Below are 18,126 nucleotides of genomic sequence, written 5' to 3'. Positions count from 1 at the left end.
AATTTTTTTCTAAAGGTTGCGAGAATATGCAAAGATCCTTCAAATCCATTCTCTTTTTCGCAGGAACGATATCGCTCTATTTTCCACTCGGCGCTCAAAAGAATAATACGGTTAATTTTGACGCGGAGTTGTATGCGCAAATCGTTCGACAAAGCGGCTATCAATATGGGGTTATTCTTAAATCCAGAAAGGTTCTCAAAGATTATAACAATTGGAAAAAACCGATCGATACCGCGTTCCGTAAACTCGCGGATTCCTCCGGAAATCCCAGCTTTCCGATCGTTTACAATTTAATTCAGGACAACTCCTTCAACGCGTTCGCTATGGCGGGCGGTCAGTTTTGTATCAACTCGGGAACCTTGGATATTTTGGATCAAGTGATTAAGAATTCCGAACCGGAAGCGAAGGATAAATTGAATTTTTACAGGGAAAGATACATCGCAGGAGTTTTGTCCCACGAGCTTTCTCATTATTACAACAAACATACTTTCAATTCCGTAAAAAAATTCTATCAATTGAAAGAAAATCCTACGGGAGAAGCAATATTAGAAAATCTTAAATTTTCCCAGGAACAGGAGGTCGATGCGGATCAAACCGGATTCCAACTTTTAAACAAAGCCGGATACGGGGGAGAATATATGATCCGAACCTTGGAATTGATGAGCGATATAGACAATCAATATAAGGAATATATCGCAAACAAAAAATTGGATAAGATAAGTCCCGAATCCATGACTTCCTTATATTTCACGAGCCATCCCTCTCCGAACGATCGACTTTCCAGATTCAGCGGAGACAAGCAGGAACTCTATTCTTTACTTGCAACTTTGGAAAAAACGTATGACGATATCCAGTTCGGTAAAAATTTAGATCCGGCCAAATCCAATCTCGAGAAGGCGCTTTCCAAATTTCCAGGGAACACTCATTTAGAAAAATCTTATGCGGTTTGTCTTCACAAAATTTGGATGGCGACCGCAAGCAACGACGACTTAAAAGTAAAACCCGTCGTCGATATGCCCTCTTTCCGGGATTCCATGATATTTCCGGGAGGACTTCGCAAAAGAGCCGTTATGCGAGCTACTCCGGGCAATCAGACCGCATATAATAAGGCCAAAGAAGCCTATCAAAAAGTGATCGTAAAAACCGAGGACCCGTATTTTATTTCGAACTATGCGGTTCTTCTTTCTTATTCCACCGAAGAAAACGACATGAACGTTGCAAAGTCGCTTGCAGGAAGTACGGTCCGAGCCGAAAATTCCATTCCTCTTGCAAACAACTTCGGAGTGGTTTTGTACTGGACCGACGATCAAGACAAGGCTATGGAAATTTTCAAATCGGTCGCAACTATGGTGGACAAAAGAGTTCAGTCTTTCGGTGAAAAAGCAAATTCGAATCCGGACATTCAAGCCTATTTACAAGGAATCGGAAACTCGATTCGTCAAAAAACGCAGTTGGATCCGGATTATGTTTACGAAAATTTCACTCCGATTTTAAATTACGTTCTTCTGGAATCCTACAAAGAGAAAACCCCTAAGACAAAACAATTGGCTATGTATTATCTGGAGAACTACGATTCCTCTTCCGGTTGGGCAAAACACCTCGCTGATTTTCACGGAATCGTACTTCCCGATCCTTCGCAAAATACAAAACAAAACGTTTTCAAAGTCGGCGGAGTCGGTCCGGGCGATAAGCTGGAAGATTTATTAAAACTCTGGGGAAAACCGGATAAGATCCAAGTTGATAAATCTTCCGGAAGCGAATTTTACATTTACAGCAACAAGGAAACTTCTTTTTTACTGAGCATCGGTTCGGTTCTTCAAGTAAACGCATACGGAGACAACAGTCCGGGAATCGACAAAGGAGTTCCGATCGGGGCCGATCGAGGAAACGCGGAAAAAGTTTTCGGTAAACAATTTCAGAAAAACGGACCGTATCTCGGGTATTCTCAAAACGGTAGCGCGTTCGTTAAATACAGAAAGAATAAAGTGGATCAGATTATTCTTCAGTAATCATTGCATTCTTCAACGTGGAAACCGATTTGGAAAGAAGTTTAGAAGTTTTGAATATTTTAAACTTCGCTTGGCTCGTGCACTCAAAATCCTTCCTTTAAATCCGATTTTACGCGGACTTTTGGGAAGAAAACTTCTCCAAAAAGAATGATAGGCATTTATACACTTCGAGCGGACCAGGCTCTCGTAAAAATTTCGCTTACAAAGGAGCTTGAAGTCCGGTTCAAGTATTTTAACGAAACATCTTTAGATTTCGAATCGAATTTAAAACGGATTCTTTCGGTTTTCGACAAAGAAAAATCGGTTCGTCGATCGACCTACTGTATCTGCGAGAAAATCGACCTATTAAAACAACCTCGCCGAAGTTCGTCCTCAATGTTTCTTCCGGATATCCGATCGCTAAAAATAATTTTGCATCTATATTTTTCGGTCTCCATAAGTAATAATTATTATGACCGCTGATCACAGGAGCTAAATTAAATCCGAATTTCTCCAATGTGCTTGCTTGTCCGTAAGAAGCCGCAAGAACGATCAATTGTTTTCGATCTTCTTCCGTTAATTTTAATACGGCCTCTTCTACTTTTTGAACGTAAATTTCCCAATCGTATCGATCGGCAAACCATTGGGGAAGAAGCGAATGTTTTCCCTTTTCTATAACCGGCACCACTCCTAAAAAACGAGTATAATTCGCCAATGCTTCCGCCGGTAAAATTGGAATTCCAATCGGAATAAAAACAAATCCGGACAAAACGCATAACGCAGATACATATGTTTTCCAACGCTTTGATATAAGGATTTCCAAATATACGGCTCCGGCCGCTAACAAAAGAGGATACAATCCTGCGATCCTATCCGGACGACTCGATCCGCTGAGCAACATCAATAAAAGAAGAGCAAGATATGCATAACCCAAGTAACAAAACCGTCGAGTCTTTTCGATCACGAGCAGATACAATAAACCGCCAAACCAAATCGGAAACAAAAACGGATTGTGTGATAATATTTGATCGAACAAAACTTTCCAAGGGGGAGTGAAAATATTTTTTAACTTGTTTGCATTGGAATAAAATTCAAGGGAAACCCAATCATTTTGATACATCCAAAAAATATTTGGAATCATTATGATTAACGCAATCAAGGCGGAAAGAAGAGATTTTTTTGAAAAAATACGTCGAGAATGACCTCCGAGGAGTAAACCTAACAAGATCGCGGCTACGTAAACCGAAAAAGTATGTTTGTTCTCTACTCCGATACCGATCACTAATCCGGCTGCGATCCAATACAAAAAACGATCTTTTTCAATTAAGTTAATAGATAATAATATTAAAATATTCAATAATAGAATTTCGATACTGTTCATGGAATAAAAGCCGAATAAGACCTGAAGCAAGGGAGAAGTGGCAAAACAAAGGGATGAAAAAGCGGCGGCCCAGGTTCCTCCTCCGAGTTTTTTTGCGATAACACCGGTCAAAAGGACGGATGCCGCACCGAATAACGCTGGAAACACTCGAATTGCATCGACCGAATCGCCAAACAGAAAGACGATTATTTTGAGTAGGAAAATCGAAAAGGGAGGATGATCGACATATCCGAACGCAAGACGATCGGCACAGGACAAGTAATAAAATTCATCCACAAAGTATCCGACGCTGAACGGCCCGTTAAAAATATACTCCAAAAGAAAATAAACGAATCCGATCAAAATCGAATATTTATATTCTTTCGTAAATGTAAGGAACGCAGATTTCCACATTAGAACTCCATAAAACGAATCGGTAGATCCGTTTTTTTTACTTTAAATGATTTACTCAATATCTTAATCACTGTTTGATTAAAGAATACAAATCTTCCATAGTCGAAATAGGACAAACATCAAAAGATCCCGCAAAGTGGTGTTTGAACTCAAGTGTTGCTACATCCGCCCGGCATTTGTACGTAGTTGTTTTATTTTGCAATCTATTCCGCATTCACCCAGGATGTCAGATTCATACTTTACTCTTTTTTGTCGAAGATAGCCGAGTATGTGATAAGTTTTTTTGTAAAAAAAATAGGAAGTTTTTTACAAAAAATTCGCGCAATTTTAGGCGCAAAGGCGAGATGAAGTAAGTATTCTATTTAGAACTTGTCCCGAAACTTCCACGGTCTTACTTTTGATACGTAACTTTCTTATTTTGGGACAGGTTCTTTGGAAAAAAATTAGGAAATTTCTATGGAAAAGAATATTTTGAAATTGGCGACTGCTTGTATGATCATCATCGCGTTCCATGCCTGCAAAGTAAACGACCACGAAAACGACAGTGATGATCTGATAACATCGAGTTTGGTCTATTCCCTAGACCAAACCGGTGGAAATTGCGCTTTTGTCCAAAAATTATTTTGGAGCGGCGGAGACTTTCTCTATTATTATGCAAGTTTCAGTACGAAACCGAAAAAAGACTGCGACTTTAATAAAATCATGGGTTCCGATCTTGCATCTCGTAAAAAAATCATCGAAACCAATTACAATAAAATCACTGAGCTTGCGAACACTTTACATTGTTCCGAAGCTACGAAAACCCTGATTACGGATTTTAAAAATGACGAATTGACAATCACCCAGACACAATATGATAATCTACGAGCAAGAATCAGATTTTTTCCGATTGCGGATTTTCGGACGGAAGCGATCGCCCACCTCTCCTCCCCTACCCATCCTTTGACTTCATTTGGTTTCTCGGCTGAGGAAATCAAAGTCTTAAATAGATTGACAGTTGAACAAGGGGAAAACGTCGGATACAGAGAACTGTTAGCGGCATTTGCCGAAGAAACCCTTGATACCGGTTGCTCCAATGCACTTGCCAGTAGCAACCGAAACCTTTTTCCCGGTTTTTACGGTTTGGATCCGGATGCGAATACAAAGGCGAAAATTACGGGAATTTCAAATAATGGAACCGCATCGGCAATCTGTACCTACGGCGGTCAAACAGTAGCCTCCGCTCGATGCGCCACTTTAAATAAAGAATTTTAAAATATTTAAATATTATAAAAAATTTATAAATCATTAGGGGACTTATTGAACGTGAGTTCGATGGTTGAAAATCTGGGCGAATCCAGCCCTTGCATGCAAGGGCTGGATCGCGCTTGAACTAAAGTGCTGCTCCTGCGGTCGCAACATATCGAATACTTCCCGATATGGACAAAATTTTCATACGGAATCGTTAGAATGGAATCCGTAAAAAACCGGCTTAAAAAAAATAAGGTTTTGGAGAGAATGATCCGAAAGCGGTTCCGAAATTCTATCGGCTTTTGACCCAGATGGTACCCAACCATCGCTTCCACCCGATTTTTCGTGATGAACAAAGTTTGTCACAAACCTGGTTTTTTAGCCTTTCGCAATCTTTTAAGCAGAACATTCGTTCTGTTTTAGAAGCCCGATTCGTTTGAAAAAAATCTTTCCTCCCGACCTGGCTGTTTTAAACAGGTTCTATTCCATTGAAAATCCAAGAATGGGTATAGTTTCATGAGAGAAATAAAAACAGTAACAGTACTCGGCGCGAATGGTACGATGGGCGCCGGATCGGCAGCAATCGTAGCCTCGTTCGGAAAGGCAAAAGTCCACATGCTTGCAAGAGACGTAAGCAAAGCGAAAGAAGGGATTGAAAAAGCGATCGGCTCGGTCAAAACCGATACGATTCGTCCCAGACTGATTCCCGGTTCGTATGACGCGGATTTGGAAAAAGCGGTCGCGGAATCCGATTGGGTTTTTGAACTCGTAGCCGAAAGCTACGAAGTGAAAGAACCGATCAACAAAAGAATCGCAAGTTCCAGAAGACCGGGAACGATCGTTTCCACCGTTTCTTCCGGCCTTTCCATCGAAAGACTTTCCAAAGCATTTGATGCAGACGGACAAAAGCATTATTTCGGAACGCACTTCTTCAATCCTCCTTACAAAATGATTCTCTGCGAACTCGTTTCACACAAAGGATCGGATAAGAAAGTTCTCAAACAACTCGGAGAATATCTGGATCAAGTTTTAGGACGCGCCGTCGTTTATACGAACGATACTCCTGCGTTTGCCGGAAACAGAATCGGATTTCAACTCATCAACGAAGTCGCCCAGATCGCTGAAAAATATTCAGACAAAGGCGGGATCGCTCTTATGGATGCGATCATGAGCGGTTACACAGGAAGAGCGATGGCTCCTCTGGACACTGCGGACTTCGTCGGGCTCGACGTCCACAAAGCGATCGTGGATAACCTCTATGAAATGACAAAGGACGCGGCTCATTCTACTTTTAAAATGCCGGGTTATTTCCAAAAGCTGATCGATAAAGGCGATCTGGGAAGAAAAGCGGGCGGCGGACTTTATAAGATGTCCAAAACTCCGGACGGTAAGAAAGAAAAGTTAGTCTATAATATAGGCGCCGATCTGTACGAGCCGGTTCCTAAATTCGAGATTGATTTTATTCGTCAGGCGAACAAAAAGATTTCAGAAGCGGACTACACAGGCGCGATGAACGTCGTAAAAGAAGCAAAAGGTTTCGAAGCGGACCTCGCGAGATACTTTATCGCAAGATACGTTAGTTACTCTTTATCGATCGTCGGCGAAGTTGTGGACACAAAAGAAATGGCGGATCTCGCAATGGGAACAGGATTCAACTGGGCTCCCGCTTCTGCATTCGTTGATTTCTTAGGCGGACCTAAGGATACGATTCAACTGATCGAAAAAGCAAAACTTCCGGTTCCTGAAGTATTAGCAAAAGCGAAAGTAGGAAAGCCGTTTTACGAGCTGAAAGAAAAACTGGATGCTCGTTCTCTTTTCAAAGGATAATTTAGGGGGTCACCATGAGCGATAAAATTTACGTCCTCGGCGGGGAACAAACCGATTTTCAAAGAAACTGGACTAAGGAAGGAAAATCCTTCATGTCCTTGATGCGCGAAGCCGTTCAAGACGGACTTGAAGCTGTCGGACTTACACCCGATGAAATCAAAAAACTGAATAAACAAAATAGAATCGGAATTTTCGTAGGAAACTTCGATGCGGAACAGTACGCAACTCAAGGCCACTTGGGCGCATTCTTAACCGAAGTCGATCCTGCATTCTACGGAATACCGGGCGGTCGTTTTGAAGCGGCTTGCGCTTCCGGCTCCATCGCTCTCGATGCGGCTGCTACAAAAATCCGCGCGAAAGACTACGACGTTGCCATCGTTCTCGGAATCGAGATCATGAAAACCGTAAGCTCTTCCGTGGGTGGAGACTTTTTAGGAACCGCCGCTTATTACGAAAAAGAAGCGAAGGGAGTTCAATTTCCTTTCCCGAAACTTTTCGGAAAACTCGCCGACGTGATCTTGGAAAGATACAAACTTCCGGAACAAAGATTTATGGGAGCGTTAGCCGAAATCTCAAGAATCAACTACGACAACGCAAAGAGAAATCCGAAAGCGCAAACTCGTTCTTGGTTTATGAACAAAGAACACGCGAACGCAAGAGGCGGAGAATTCAATATGGCGGTGGGAGGAAGACTCTGCATTACCGATTGTTCTCAAGTTACCGACGGCGCTGCGATGGTAGTTCTCGCGAACAAATCTTATACCGAAGAATACGCTAAAAAAAGAGGAAAGAAGATCAACACGATCCCAAGACTGAAAGGTTGGGGACACAGAGTGGCTCCGATCACTTTTGACGCGAAGGTTGCCGAATCGAAAGGAGACAAATACATTCTCCCTTGGACAAGACAAACCGTTAAAGACGCTTATGATAGAGCGGAACTCGGTGTGAAAGACATCGACGTTTTCGAAACTCACGACTGTTTCACTTCTTCCGAGTATGCTGCGATCTCCGCGTTCGGAATCACTCAGCCCGGAAAAGAACACGAAGCGATCGAAGACGGCGTGATCGATTTGAAAGGCAAGAAGCCGATCAATCCATCCGGCGGACTCATCGGAGTCGGTCACCCTGTGGGAGCTTCCGGAGTTCGTATGATGCTCGACCTTTACAAACAAGTGACCGGAACCGCCGGGAACTATCAAGTAGAAGGCGCTAAAAACGGACTGATGCTGAATATCGGCGGGTCCGCGACAACTAACGTAGTGTTCATTGTAGGAAAATAAGAATGAGTTTAAAGACTGCGAAAGATTGGAATCAGTTTCTTTTAAGATTGTTTATCGCTTTCGGTTTCTGGGAAGTGATCTCCGTACCACTTCGCAGTCTTTTGTTCTCTCGCTTTTACTACGACCCTGCCTATAAATCTTTTTTTCAATCCGTGGGAATGATCCTGTGGGTGGGACCGATCGTTGCCGATCTCATTCAGGTTTTCTTTTTAGGAGTTATAGTCCGTCTTGCTAAAGATTCCCTTCCTACGGGAATTGTAGGCGGCTTGATCATTGCGATCTGTTTTTCTTTGGCGGCTTACGTCGGTCCGGCCATTTCTATTTTAAACTTTGTGAATGTTCTTCCGAACATGATCGTTTGGCTTTGGGTGTTCTCGCAATTTCTTCTAACGTTCTTTGCGTCTCTGATTTTGACTTACATTGCGGAAGAGGAATACTGATTCGAATTTTAAATCGGAGAATTTTCCCTGGTTTAAGTCGAAGAAGGGTTCCGATACAAGCTTTCAAATGATTCATAATAGAATGTGAACTCACGTAATTAAACTTGGGCGGCTCCCGCCAACGTATTGCAAAAGTAAGTTTGAACGAATCAGGCGGGACCGGGCTCTCCGCTCCGGTCAAGTTATTGAAAACTAAAAAGTTAAGTACCATTTTTCTAGAATACCAATAACTTGACCCCGCCTCGATCCCTGCTGCGGCGATCCAACGTTGCGACAGCAGGCAGCAACGTTTTGAGTTTCGAGAGTCGCGGCATTGAATTTTCTTCCGCATCAATTTAAACCAAGACCGAAAAAAATGTAGGAGCTACCGCAGATTCCATTAGAGGTTGATGAACGCTCAAAATAGCCTTCTTTGTTTTGTAAGACTCATCGGAGTTCTTATTATAACTTAAATTTTTTCGCCCGAGTTTTCTCAGGATTCTTTGGCACACAATATACGATCTTTTTGTTATTCAATTGGGATGTTTTGAAAAATCTCCGGAGCAAAATCTATGATAATAAACGTAAAATTAGTTTTAAGTCTTTTGTTTGTTTTTACCTTCCTGTCCTCTTGTTCCACTGAAAAAGAAAATAAAAATACTTCCGATCTCCTCTTACTTCTATTACTTCCGGATCGTGCGGAAAACTACGATCGGGACGTTCAGATCATAACGCATACAATTATACCATACCGCGGCGCTTCTTACGATACGAACTATTCCGATGAAGATTTAAACTTTGTTAAAGATTTCGTTGAAACTGAAATTGCAAGATACCCAAGAGGATATTTTATCAAAGCCCGCGCAGAAAAGATAGTACTCACTCGAAATCTCCTTGCAAATCCGTCTGGCAGCGCAGCAGCTCTATCAAAACCGGAAGACAATACTATATTGATAGACGTTTCGGACGGGATAAAAGCCCGCGCGGAGGCAGATTCTAGATTATATGGTGCAAGTAGGATATCAAAGGTAGTTCACCATGAAGTGACTCACAGTATCGATGACGTTATGAGATATTACTGGGATCCAAAATGGGAATCCTTAAACCCGCCTTCATTTCAATATGGAAGTTACCAATATTCTTCCAGTCCTCGTTTTTCCACTAATTTTAACGTTCTATTCACTAAATTCTGGAATCCTATTGACGGTTTTGTGAGTGAATATGCCACAACGAATTATGCAGAAGATAGAGCGGATATCGGCGGTGCCATTCAAGGGCGTCATTTTTCTTATTTAAATGGAATTTGTGCCGTCGATCCGATCGTTGCCGCAAAGGTGCGTTTGACGATCGATGAAATGAATCGTTTTTGGCCTTATCCTGGAGCGGAAAACACGGCTTGGAAACGTAGATTCACTGAGATTCAATGTAATTGATCGAATTCGTTAACAAAAACGAAACGACGTTAGACACCATCAAACGACTCCTTTTTGCATCGGACTTCTATTTCCGAACCGGGTGACCGTCTTTAAATTCTCCTTGCAAGATGGTTCCGTCGGAATAGATCAGTTTTCCGTTTCCATTGGCTAAATCGTTTGAGTAAGTTCCTTCAAAACTTTCACCGTTGTTACAAGTATAACTACCTTTTCCGGTTTTTTGATTTTGTAGAAACGTTCCCTGAAAAATGCATTTCACATTCGAGTCGAATATAAATTGAACCCAAGTGCGACATCCGTTTTGGTCACAAATTCCATTTGTAAACCGCGTTCCGTATTCGGTTTTTCCAGTATCCGAATGGACGAATTTTGATTTTCCATGATGCGACGGATCTTTATAAACGCCGGAAAATCTTCCGCTGTTTTTAAATTCAACTTCACCCAATCCTTCCAACTTTCCGTTTTCGAAAATTCCCATAAATTTGTTTCCATGGACATCTATAAAAACGCCTCTTCCATTTTGACAATCTCCGAATAAACATACATCTTTTGATTGGGAAAAAACGGAAAACGAACTCAGCCAAAGGAGAACCGATAGTTTTTTGAACTTTAAATACATGTTTTCGTGTTACGAATTAGGACCGATAAGGAAAAGTTGAGTAGCTTAGATTTAAAACACTCTGCTTTCATTTTCATAGGTTGTCAGAACTTCTTACTGCTTCTGATCGTGCTTATTCTAATTGTTTTTTCAACTTGTGGTTTGGTTATAGTTAGAACTCTAAAAATTTTTAATGATGTACGCAGCAATCAAGACGCTGTATAAAAACCAAAGATACAAATAAGTTCTAATTTTTTCTTTGAAATTCCCTTAAATCCTCCTCCAAAACCGCGCGAACGTTAGGCGGAATTGGAATAGTAGACTTGGTTACGTGATCAAAGGCCACCTGAACCGTTCTCGCCACTGCAAAAACTTCCTTTGTATTCGATTCTAAAATTGTAGATTGAAAATCCCAAGAGCTGTTTCCGATCTTCGTCACAGCGGTTTGCACTTCCGCAGTATGATGTATCTCTATGGATTTTTTAAGATCGATTTCGATTCTCGCAAGAATAAACGGAACGTCGAAAACGTTCTTTACTCCGAAACGACGGCGACAGTAATCCACCCTTCCGATTTCAAGATACGAAACAAAAACCGAATTGCTTACGTGAGCGAACGGATCCATATCCATCCATCGAGTCTGAATCGGAGTGGAAATCATATTAGAATTGTTTTAAGAATCTTAGATTGCCCGATTGGAAATAACGAATATCGTGAATTCCATAACGCATCATTACAAGACGATCCAATCCGAGCCCGAACGCAAATCCGGTCCATTCTTTCGGATCCAGTCCCGCATGAGACAAAACGTTGGGATGAATCAAACCGCAAGGTAAAAGTTCCAACCAACCGGATTGTTTACAAACGGGACAACCCTTTCCTTCACAAACGAGACAATTGATATCAAGTTCGAACCCGGGCTCTACGAAAGGAAAGTATCCCGGTCTAAGTCTGGTTTTAATTTCTTTTTCAAAAATCCTGGAAAGCAAAACCTGCATCGTATCGATCAGATTGGCCGCGGAAATATCCTTTCCGACTACCATTCCTTCGATCTGATAAAACGTATGTTCGTGAGAAGCGTCCACTTCCTCGTAACGAAACACTCTTCCGGGCGCGATGATTCGAAACGGAGGTTTCAATTTTCTTAATGTTCTTACTTGAATTGCGGAAGTATGAGTTCTGAGAAGATTTCCGTTTTCCAGATAAAACGTATCTTGCATTTCTCTCGCGGGATGATCTTCCGTAAAGTTAAGAGCGCCGAAATTATTGATGTCGGTTTCTATTTCAGGACCGTCCATAATGCTGAAACCCATCGAAGCGAAAATATCCTCGATCTCGTATTGAATCTGAGTGATCGGATGTAAACTTCCGATCGAAGGGTTGGAAAGAGGACGAAGTGCGTCGAAAAACTCGGACGCGGCCTGATTCTCAAAAAGTTTTTTCTTGAGAGAAGTTTTCGTATCGAAAACAAAAACTTCCAATTTTTTAGAAAGTTCATTGGCCTTCTGGCCGACGGTTTTTTTTTCTTCGATAGAAAGAGAGGCAACGTTTTTCAAGACCGCGGTCAACTTGCCCTTTTTACCGATAAAATCGTTTTTATTCTTATCTAAATCCTCTTCGGAAACGGAAGAGCCGATTTTTTCAATCGCTTCTTTATAGATAGAATCCAGTTCCTCGGATAAGTTCATACGTGTTTGCGAGCCAACTCAACGAGTTCGGGATAGATACCGCCGAAGGAACCGTTGGACATGGCTAGGATCAGGATTTTCTGTCCCGTAAATTGGGGAATCATTTTCTCAAGTTTTGCAAGCAACTCCTCCGGATCCTTTGCATAAACAGGAATCGTTTTGGAATTTTTCAAAAGTTTTTGAACGAGTTTTTTTACGTCCAAACGAATGTCTTTAGAAACCTTTTTCAGGTTATGGATCTCGGTTAGAATTGTAAGATCGGAACCGAGAAACGAATACGAATATTCTTTCTGAAAAACGTTTCTGTGAGAAGTAGCGCTGCGCGGTTCGAACAGAGAAATGATTTTATAACCGTGAAATTTCTTTTTGATCGCGTGAATCGTCTCGTGAACGGCAACGGGATGATGTGCGAAATCCTCCATGACGATCGCGGTCGGAGATTGGAAAAGAATATCCTGTCTTCTTTTAACTCCCGGAAAGGAATCGATTGCCTTTGCGATTCCTTGTTTGTAACCGGAAGGATTTTGCGTTTTCAAAATTTCGGAACAAACTCGGATCGCAACTTCCATGTTTCTATAATTATGATCTCCGAAAAGAACCGGATCGAGTTTTACATCATCCCAAAGGAGTTCGTGTTTTTTCCAGGTAAGATAAGAATCCCTTCGATTCCATTCAAAACCTTCCGCCTTTGTAAACTTAACGTGTTGAACCAATTTTTTAAGGGAACCCGAACCGTTCCAATAAAAGATCTTTCCGTTTCCGGGAACCAAATTGATCAAACGTTTGAACATCGTTTCGATCGCAGCGATATCCGGAAAAATATCCGCATGATCAAAATCTAATGCGTTTAACACCGCATAAGTCGGTCTGTAATGTAAAAACTTGGAAGATTTATCAAAAAAAGCCGTATCGTATTCGTCTCCTTCTATCACAAAGTAAGAGCCGTTTCCGAGCTCGAAACCCGGAAATCCGTCTTTTCGAATTCCGCCTACGAATAAACCCGGTGAAACTCCGTTCTCTTTGAGTATATGATGAATTAGGAATGTAGTTGTCGTCTTTCCGTGTGTTCCGGCGACTACGATCACCTTCTTTCCTTTGAGAAAAAATTCGCTGATCGCGGCGGGCATGGAAAGATAATTCATCCCGGAGTTGAGCATTTCCTCAACCTCGGGATTTCCTCTGGAAATCGCGTTACCGACTATGATCAGATCCCGACCTTTGATATTCTCCGCTTTAAAACCTTCAAAGTATGGAATATTCCATTCTTTTAATTTATCCGACATAGGAGGATAAACACCCGCGTCCGAACCGGAGACTTCGTGTCCGCTTTTCTGAAGCATATGGGCGAGATTCCCCATTGCGATGCCGCCGATTCCGATCAGAAAAATCTTCAATTGAGAACGGTCCTAATTAAATTGTAGACGATTGTTAAAAATAAAATTCCCGTCAAAAAATACGCCGAGCCGGACAAAAAGAATATTAGAATTTCCTTATCATTCCAGTTCAGATTTTTTTTCAGATTTCGAACGGAAAGAACGCAGGAAAGAAAAAACGAAATCGTGATAAAAACCGCCTGCAACGGGGAAGGTAAAATCCAAAACACGGAAGACGCGCTGAATGGAATAAACGAAACCAAAAGAATATTCGCCGGAGGAAGTGTTTCCCCTTTAGTTCGATCTGCTTTTTTCATAAAGATACGAAACACGTCGAACTGAGCGACTAAAAATAATACCGCAGGATACATCACAAAAGAGAAAACGACTCCGGAGAACAAATTCCATTCTCCTTCGTCGTATCGAACGAAAGAAAGAACGGAAAAAATGAAATTGGAAATGAGTTTTACCGCAGGAGCGAAAATCCAAAGTAGAAAATGAGTTCTTAAAATTTCGGAATAACCGAAACCTTCCGTTTTTTGATAAAGATCAAAGGCGTTTTCGGGAGACTGAAAAACTTTTTGAAGAAATTCGGTTCTAACTTCGGAAAAATCTTGTTCTTTATCTACGATCATTTTTTGGGAAGGGCGGACTTCTTAGGAAGCGTGTTCTGTTTTACAGGTTCCTTTCTCTGTTCCGCTTTCTCCAAATTCCCCACAACTTCTTTTAACCGCAAGAAACTATCTTCACGGATGTAAAAAGGAGGTTCGGAAAATCTCCCGTTTATGATCCGAATCGCAGGTCTGTAATCCACGGAATTGATATTCGTCTTCGGATAATAACGCAGTGTGATCCAATCTCCGTTGGAGATTCGAATTTTAAGAGAAACATCCGCGGGAACTCCGGTTAAACTTTTGGCTACGGTGTAACCCGCTCCGTTCGGATCGTCCGGATACAACTCCACAATTTGTCCCACGACTTGATTGTTCCAAGAATCACCCAAAGGTTGTTCCAAAGAAATCAGTTTTCCGGAAAGTCTTCTCCAAAAGTTTTTCTTAATCGTTTTCTCTTTAAACGGATGATTGTCTAGATGAAGGGTCTTTCCTTCCTCTTCCCAAATCGTTTCGACGATGGACTCGTCTTTTAGATTCACGAGTTGTTTTTGTCTGAATTCTCCGATTCCTCTCGTAAACCGTTCGGCTGTGTTTCCTTGGATGATAAAAATCTCGTTTCCTTCTCGGACAATTCTCGTAGAATCGCCGGATTTCTTTTTACCGATCCTAATTGACTTCAGCAATTTTCCGGAAGACTTCAAAAGTATCCGCGGAGAATTTTCGTTTAACTGCAATGAGGTGGAAACCTTTCCGTCCACGATCGGCTCGACACCTTTTACTTTGAGAACGGAAAGTTCTCGGAAAATATTTTCCGAATTATAACCGCCTTCGAACGCGAGAGTTTCTCCGGTTTCTAAGTCCTTGGATTCTACCGTAAGAAAGTTAGGGTTTTCGCTGATTCCTTTTTGTTTTTTGAGAATGATAGGCGCTCGATAAAATGCGGAAACGTCGTCTCCGTCCCAAGAATCCTTAGGAGGTTGATATTCGATTTCGTCCATATCGATCTCCCAAACGGAAATTTCGGAACGATCCTCCTTTTTTTCCTCCAAAAAGAAAAAGCTGGCTGCAAGAGCGACTAACGCAAGAACGAGAAGAAGAGCCCGTTTCAAGATTCTTCTCCTTCTCTTTTACGTTTTTGAATGAGAACGAAGGAGGAAACGAGCGCGATCAAACCCGGAAAAATAAACATTCCCAAAATCCAAACGACTCTTTTCTGAATATCGGTCAACGAAACGGTATTCACTTCCTCTTTCTTCGGTTGAATGGAAGATAGAGAAAGATCCTGATACATCCAAGTGATCGAAGAGGTTGCAAGTTCGTAGTTCGTTCCGTAGGAAATGAACTGATCGGTGATCCAAGAAGTTCCCGAAAAGATCACAACTCTTCCTTCTTCCTTCAAATCTGTATTCGTATTTTGAGCAGCGGATTCGTTTTCGATCTTCGCAGGAGCCGTTCCCTTTTCGGAGTTCAGGCCCGGCGGCAAAGAAGAATTGGAAGGGTTCGGAGAATCTTGTTTAGAATTTTCTAAACCGATTTCCTTCTCCGTCGAGTTCGAACCGTTTTGTGATTTTTTTTCGGTCTCGATCGATCCGTTCTGAATTTTCGGAATCGTCTTCAAAATCATCCCGAGGATTACGTTTCTCTTTTCCTCTCCCGTATCCAACTTTCCATTATTATTTTTATCTAATATGGATTCTCCTCCGGATTCCATCAGAGGAAAAACCTCGAGATTTTTACCGCCCGACCCGAGATTCGTCTGAGGAACAAAATAACCGGCAAACGGAAACATGGCGCCCATGTCTTTTCTGGTTAACGTTTCCTCGATCGGATGTTTTCTAAAAGACTTTGCGAGAACCATTCCGGCCTGGCCCTGAATTTGGGACAAAGGCCCTTTTGCAAATTCATAACCCGACCTTTCCAAAAGCCATCCAAAGTTTTCCGTTCCTTTCGGATCGATCGTAATAAAAACCTTTCCCTTTTTCTTTTCGATAAAATTCAGGAGAGCGGTTTGCGCTTCTTTCGAAAACGCGACGGTCGGTCCCGTGATCATCAGAACGTCCGTATCTTCCGGAATTCGAACCGGCCAACCCTCCGCAATCCCGAGTCCTTTGACTTTAAAGTTTAAGAAACTCAAGGAGTTGGATAAAATTCCGACCTTTTCGTTCGGAAGATTTTGAAAGATCGGTGAAAATCTTTCTCCGTTGGATTGAGTAAAATAAATATTCTTTTCTTCCGTTGTGATGTTCACGACCGCTTGTACGATCTTACGCTCCAAATCTTCCAGATCGTTTTTTTCTCTGATCGCAAGTTTTTGTTCCGCGTATTGTTTTCCGGTCGCCTCAGCCAAAGGTTTTTTGGTTCTAAAAAGAATGATTCCGTTTGAAACCTGGCCGAACTCGGCGAGATCGTCCAGCTCCACGTCCGCATTGATAAAACGAACCTTAAACTGAGGACTCAAAGATTTCAGTTGATCCAAATAAATTTCCAGATCGGGACGAATCCTTCTCAACGAAAAAGAATTGGCCTTATCGCTCGAAGAAGAATTTTCCAGAGGTCTCGGATAAAAAGCGATTACCTCGACTTCTTTGCCGACGTTTTTAAGAATTTTGACGGCTGTCGGGCCGAAAGAATATTGTCCCTTGGAACTCAGATCGAAATTGTGATTTCGCATTACAGAAATGTAATTTACGATCACAAGAGCCGCAAAAACGATCGCGAGGTTCATGATAAAGTATCGAACCAAAGCCTGTTTCGAGGTTTTCAAAACGCTCTGAGCGCCCGCGGAATCCTTTCCCAATTCCTTTAACAACGTGAGAATTAAAAATCCGGCCGTAAAAAAAACCAGAAGCACCAAAAGAATTTCCCGGATTCTTTCGTTTCCGGAGCCGGTCGAATTGGACCTCAGCGCCAGCTCTTCCAAAAAAACCCGAAGATGATAGATCCCGAAAGCGACAAGGCTCAAAGCCGCAGCTATATAAGAATTCCATTCTTCTTGAATATTCTTTTTTTGGAACCAGCGATAAGCGGGCTCCAAAATCAGGATCGTCAATACGAAACCCGCCCAGAGCCAACGACTTGCGGGCAACTGTATGCTGTCCCGAACCGGAAAATATAAAAACAAAGACGCGAGGGAAACCCAGGGAAAAATTCTCAACAAAACGGATTCTTTTTTCATCCTCTCCATCTCCTAGATTCCAAAACTTTTACGGTGAGATAAAGAAAGAATAACGCGCCACTCACAAAGAAAACGATTCCGTTCAAAGGCAGAACTCCTTTACAAAAGCCGACGAAGTGTGAAAAAATATGAAGGTGATAGAGAATTTTTCTCGTTACGGAATCGAACAGATACGAAAAATATCCCGATACCCAAAGGGTCAAAACGATCACGATGGAAATCAGAAGCGAAATCATCTGATTTTTACCGAGACTACTTCCGAAAAGCCCGACCGCAAAAGAAAAAATTCCCAAAAGAAAAACTCCGATCGTTCCCGAGACTACGATGTACAAAGGAGCCTTCCAGAAGGAATAAAGAAAGATCGGAAACAATCCGTTTACGAAAACGGAAATCAAAAGACAAATCAAAGCTCCGAAAGCGAACTTGCCCGCTACGATTTCCAAATCCGTAATCGGAGCCGTAAAAAGAAGTTCCAAGGTTCCTCGGTTTCTTTCCTCGGTGATACTTCCCATCGCAAGAATCAACATCGCGATGATGATCGTCGACATAAAGGAAAGAAAAGTGATAACCGTCGTATCCACGTAATTTGTGCCTGAGTTAAAATTCAGAATGAGCACAAACAAAGAATTTAAAAAGGCGGTTCCGCCGAAAACCAAGGGAGCCATAAAAGTTCCGAAGAACACTTTCACTTCTTTGAAAAAAATCCATTTAATATTTTGAAACATCG

At 41.8% G+C, this 18,126-nt stretch carries 14 protein-coding genes and 2 pseudogenes; 6 read left to right on the top strand and 10 right to left on the bottom strand.

Annotation, left to right across the window (positions count from 1 at the left end; all coding sequences use genetic code 11):
- Positions 1 to 26: 26 nt before the first annotated feature.
- Positions 27 to 2,009 carry a M48 family metallopeptidase gene (locus LEP1GSC060_RS13400; RefSeq protein ID WP_003006299.1) on the top strand — a complete coding sequence of 661 codons (1,983 nt, stop codon included), beginning with the start codon at positions 27 to 29 and terminating at the stop codon, positions 2,007 to 2,009.
- 232 nt (positions 2,010 to 2,241) lie between these two features.
- Here LEP1GSC060_RS13400 and LEP1GSC060_RS13395 read toward each other — a convergent pair whose 3' ends face one another.
- Positions 2,242 to 3,762 carry a glycosyltransferase family 39 protein gene (locus LEP1GSC060_RS13395; RefSeq protein ID WP_003006628.1) on the bottom strand — a complete coding sequence of 507 codons (1,521 nt, stop codon included), beginning with the start codon at positions 3,760 to 3,762 and terminating at the stop codon, positions 2,242 to 2,244.
- 456 nt (positions 3,763 to 4,218) lie between these two features.
- Here LEP1GSC060_RS13395 and LEP1GSC060_RS13390 point away from each other — a divergent pair, with 456 nt between their 5' ends.
- From LEP1GSC060_RS13390 to LEP1GSC060_RS13370, 5 genes are all read left to right on the top strand, one after another.
- Entirely contained in the window at positions 4,219 to 5,016 is a 798-nt protein-coding gene (locus tag LEP1GSC060_RS13390) for a hypothetical protein (RefSeq protein ID WP_003006707.1), read from the top strand.
- Between the two features lie 492 nt (positions 5,017 to 5,508).
- Complete coding sequence (locus tag LEP1GSC060_RS13385) at positions 5,509 to 6,819, top strand: 3-hydroxyacyl-CoA dehydrogenase family protein (RefSeq protein ID WP_036096466.1); 1,311 nt, start codon at positions 5,509 to 5,511, stop codon at positions 6,817 to 6,819.
- 14 nt (positions 6,820 to 6,833) lie between these two features.
- On the top strand, positions 6,834 to 8,099 hold the full coding sequence (locus tag LEP1GSC060_RS13380; RefSeq protein WP_003005952.1) for an acetyl-CoA acetyltransferase: 1,266 nt from the start codon (positions 6,834 to 6,836) through the stop codon (positions 8,097 to 8,099).
- Positions 8,100 to 8,101: 2 nt separating this feature from the next.
- Positions 8,102 to 8,539, top strand: coding sequence for a hypothetical protein (locus LEP1GSC060_RS13375; protein ID WP_003005750.1), 438 nt, complete (start codon positions 8,102 to 8,104; stop codon positions 8,537 to 8,539).
- Between the two features lie 551 nt (positions 8,540 to 9,090).
- On the top strand, positions 9,091 to 9,951 hold the full coding sequence (locus LEP1GSC060_RS13370; RefSeq protein WP_003006174.1) for an LIC13305 family lipoprotein: 861 nt from the start codon (positions 9,091 to 9,093) through the stop codon (positions 9,949 to 9,951).
- A 67-nt stretch (positions 9,952 to 10,018) separates the two neighbouring features.
- On the opposite strand, the gene LEP1GSC060_RS13365 is transcribed toward LEP1GSC060_RS13370, so the two are convergent.
- The 9 genes and pseudogenes from LEP1GSC060_RS13365 to LEP1GSC060_RS13330 all read right to left on the bottom strand — a co-directional run bounded on the left by LEP1GSC060_RS13365 (position 10,019) and on the right by LEP1GSC060_RS13330 (position 18,124).
- Positions 10,019 to 10,570, bottom strand: coding sequence for an MORN repeat-containing protein (locus LEP1GSC060_RS13365; protein WP_003006556.1), 552 nt, complete (start codon positions 10,568 to 10,570; stop codon positions 10,019 to 10,021).
- 226 nt (positions 10,571 to 10,796) lie between these two features.
- Positions 10,797 to 11,210: an acyl-CoA thioesterase gene (locus LEP1GSC060_RS13360; RefSeq protein WP_003005935.1), complete on the bottom strand. Its 414-nt coding sequence runs from the start codon at positions 11,208 to 11,210 to the stop codon at positions 10,797 to 10,799.
- 1 nt (position 11,211) lies between these two features.
- Entirely contained in the window at positions 11,212 to 12,237 is a 1,026-nt protein-coding gene (gene pheS / locus LEP1GSC060_RS13355) for a phenylalanine--tRNA ligase subunit alpha (RefSeq protein ID WP_003006312.1), read from the bottom strand.
- A complete protein-coding gene (locus LEP1GSC060_RS13350) occupies positions 12,234 to 13,631 on the bottom strand; it encodes a UDP-N-acetylmuramate--L-alanine ligase (RefSeq protein WP_003006133.1) in 1,398 nt (465 codons plus the stop codon). The genes pheS and LEP1GSC060_RS13350 overlap by 4 nt, the downstream gene beginning before the upstream one ends.
- The gene (locus LEP1GSC060_RS13345; protein WP_003005785.1) at positions 13,628 to 14,245 is read right to left on the bottom strand and encodes a hypothetical protein; all 618 of its coding nucleotides are present in this window, start codon (positions 14,243 to 14,245) and stop codon (positions 13,628 to 13,630) included. Before LEP1GSC060_RS13345 ends, LEP1GSC060_RS13350 begins: the two co-directional genes overlap by 4 nt.
- Complete coding sequence (locus LEP1GSC060_RS13340) at positions 14,242 to 15,333, bottom strand: DUF4340 domain-containing protein (protein WP_003006121.1); 1,092 nt, start codon at positions 15,331 to 15,333, stop codon at positions 14,242 to 14,244. Before LEP1GSC060_RS13340 ends, LEP1GSC060_RS13345 begins: the two co-directional genes overlap by 4 nt.
- A pseudogene (locus LEP1GSC060_RS21020) lies at positions 15,330 to 15,629 on the bottom strand (hypothetical protein); the annotation flags it as partial. The gene LEP1GSC060_RS13340 and the pseudogene LEP1GSC060_RS21020, both read right to left, overlap by 4 nt.
- Before the next feature lie 185 nt (positions 15,630 to 15,814).
- A pseudogene (locus tag LEP1GSC060_RS13335) lies at positions 15,815 to 17,408 on the bottom strand (hypothetical protein); the annotation flags it as partial.
- Positions 17,396 to 18,124, bottom strand: coding sequence for an ABC transporter permease (locus LEP1GSC060_RS13330; protein ID WP_003006589.1), 729 nt, complete (start codon positions 18,122 to 18,124; stop codon positions 17,396 to 17,398). The pseudogene LEP1GSC060_RS13335 and the gene LEP1GSC060_RS13330, both read right to left, overlap by 13 nt.
- Between the last annotated feature and the right edge of the window lie 2 nt (positions 18,125 to 18,126).

The organism is Leptospira weilii serovar Ranarum str. ICFT (assembly GCF_000332415.1).
Classification (GTDB): Bacteria; Spirochaetota; Leptospiria; order Leptospirales; family Leptospiraceae; genus Leptospira; species Leptospira weilii_A.
The sequence above is the reverse complement of the archived record's forward strand: the minus strand, read 5'-3'. Positions and strand labels throughout refer to the sequence as shown.

Coding starts and splice junctions, on each gene's coding strand:
- LEP1GSC060_RS13360 (WP_003005935.1), bottom strand. CDS start 11,210: ATGATTTCCACTCCGATTCAGACTCGATGGATGGATATGGATCCGTTC.
- LEP1GSC060_RS13395 (WP_003006628.1), bottom strand. CDS start 3,762: ATGTGGAAATCTGCGTTCCTTACATTTACGAAAGAATATAAATATTCG.
- LEP1GSC060_RS13365 (WP_003006556.1), bottom strand. CDS start 10,570: ATGTATTTAAAGTTCAAAAAACTATCGGTTCTCCTTTGGCTGAGTTCG.
- LEP1GSC060_RS13345 (WP_003005785.1), bottom strand. CDS start 14,245: ATGATCGTAGATAAAGAACAAGATTTTTCCGAAGTTAGAACCGAATTT.
- LEP1GSC060_RS13370 (WP_003006174.1), top strand. CDS start 9,091: ATGATAATAAACGTAAAATTAGTTTTAAGTCTTTTGTTTGTTTTTACC.
- LEP1GSC060_RS13390 (WP_003006707.1), top strand. CDS start 4,219: ATGGAAAAGAATATTTTGAAATTGGCGACTGCTTGTATGATCATCATC.
- pheS (WP_003006312.1), bottom strand. CDS start 12,237: ATGAACTTATCCGAGGAACTGGATTCTATCTATAAAGAAGCGATTGAA.
- LEP1GSC060_RS13375 (WP_003005750.1), top strand. CDS start 8,102: ATGAGTTTAAAGACTGCGAAAGATTGGAATCAGTTTCTTTTAAGATTG.
- LEP1GSC060_RS13380 (WP_003005952.1), top strand. CDS start 6,834: ATGAGCGATAAAATTTACGTCCTCGGCGGGGAACAAACCGATTTTCAA.
- LEP1GSC060_RS13330 (WP_003006589.1), bottom strand. CDS start 18,124: ATGTTTCAAAATATTAAATGGATTTTTTTCAAAGAAGTGAAAGTGTTC.
- LEP1GSC060_RS13385 (WP_036096466.1), top strand. CDS start 5,509: ATGAGAGAAATAAAAACAGTAACAGTACTCGGCGCGAATGGTACGATG.
- LEP1GSC060_RS13400 (WP_003006299.1), top strand. CDS start 27: ATGCAAAGATCCTTCAAATCCATTCTCTTTTTCGCAGGAACGATATCG.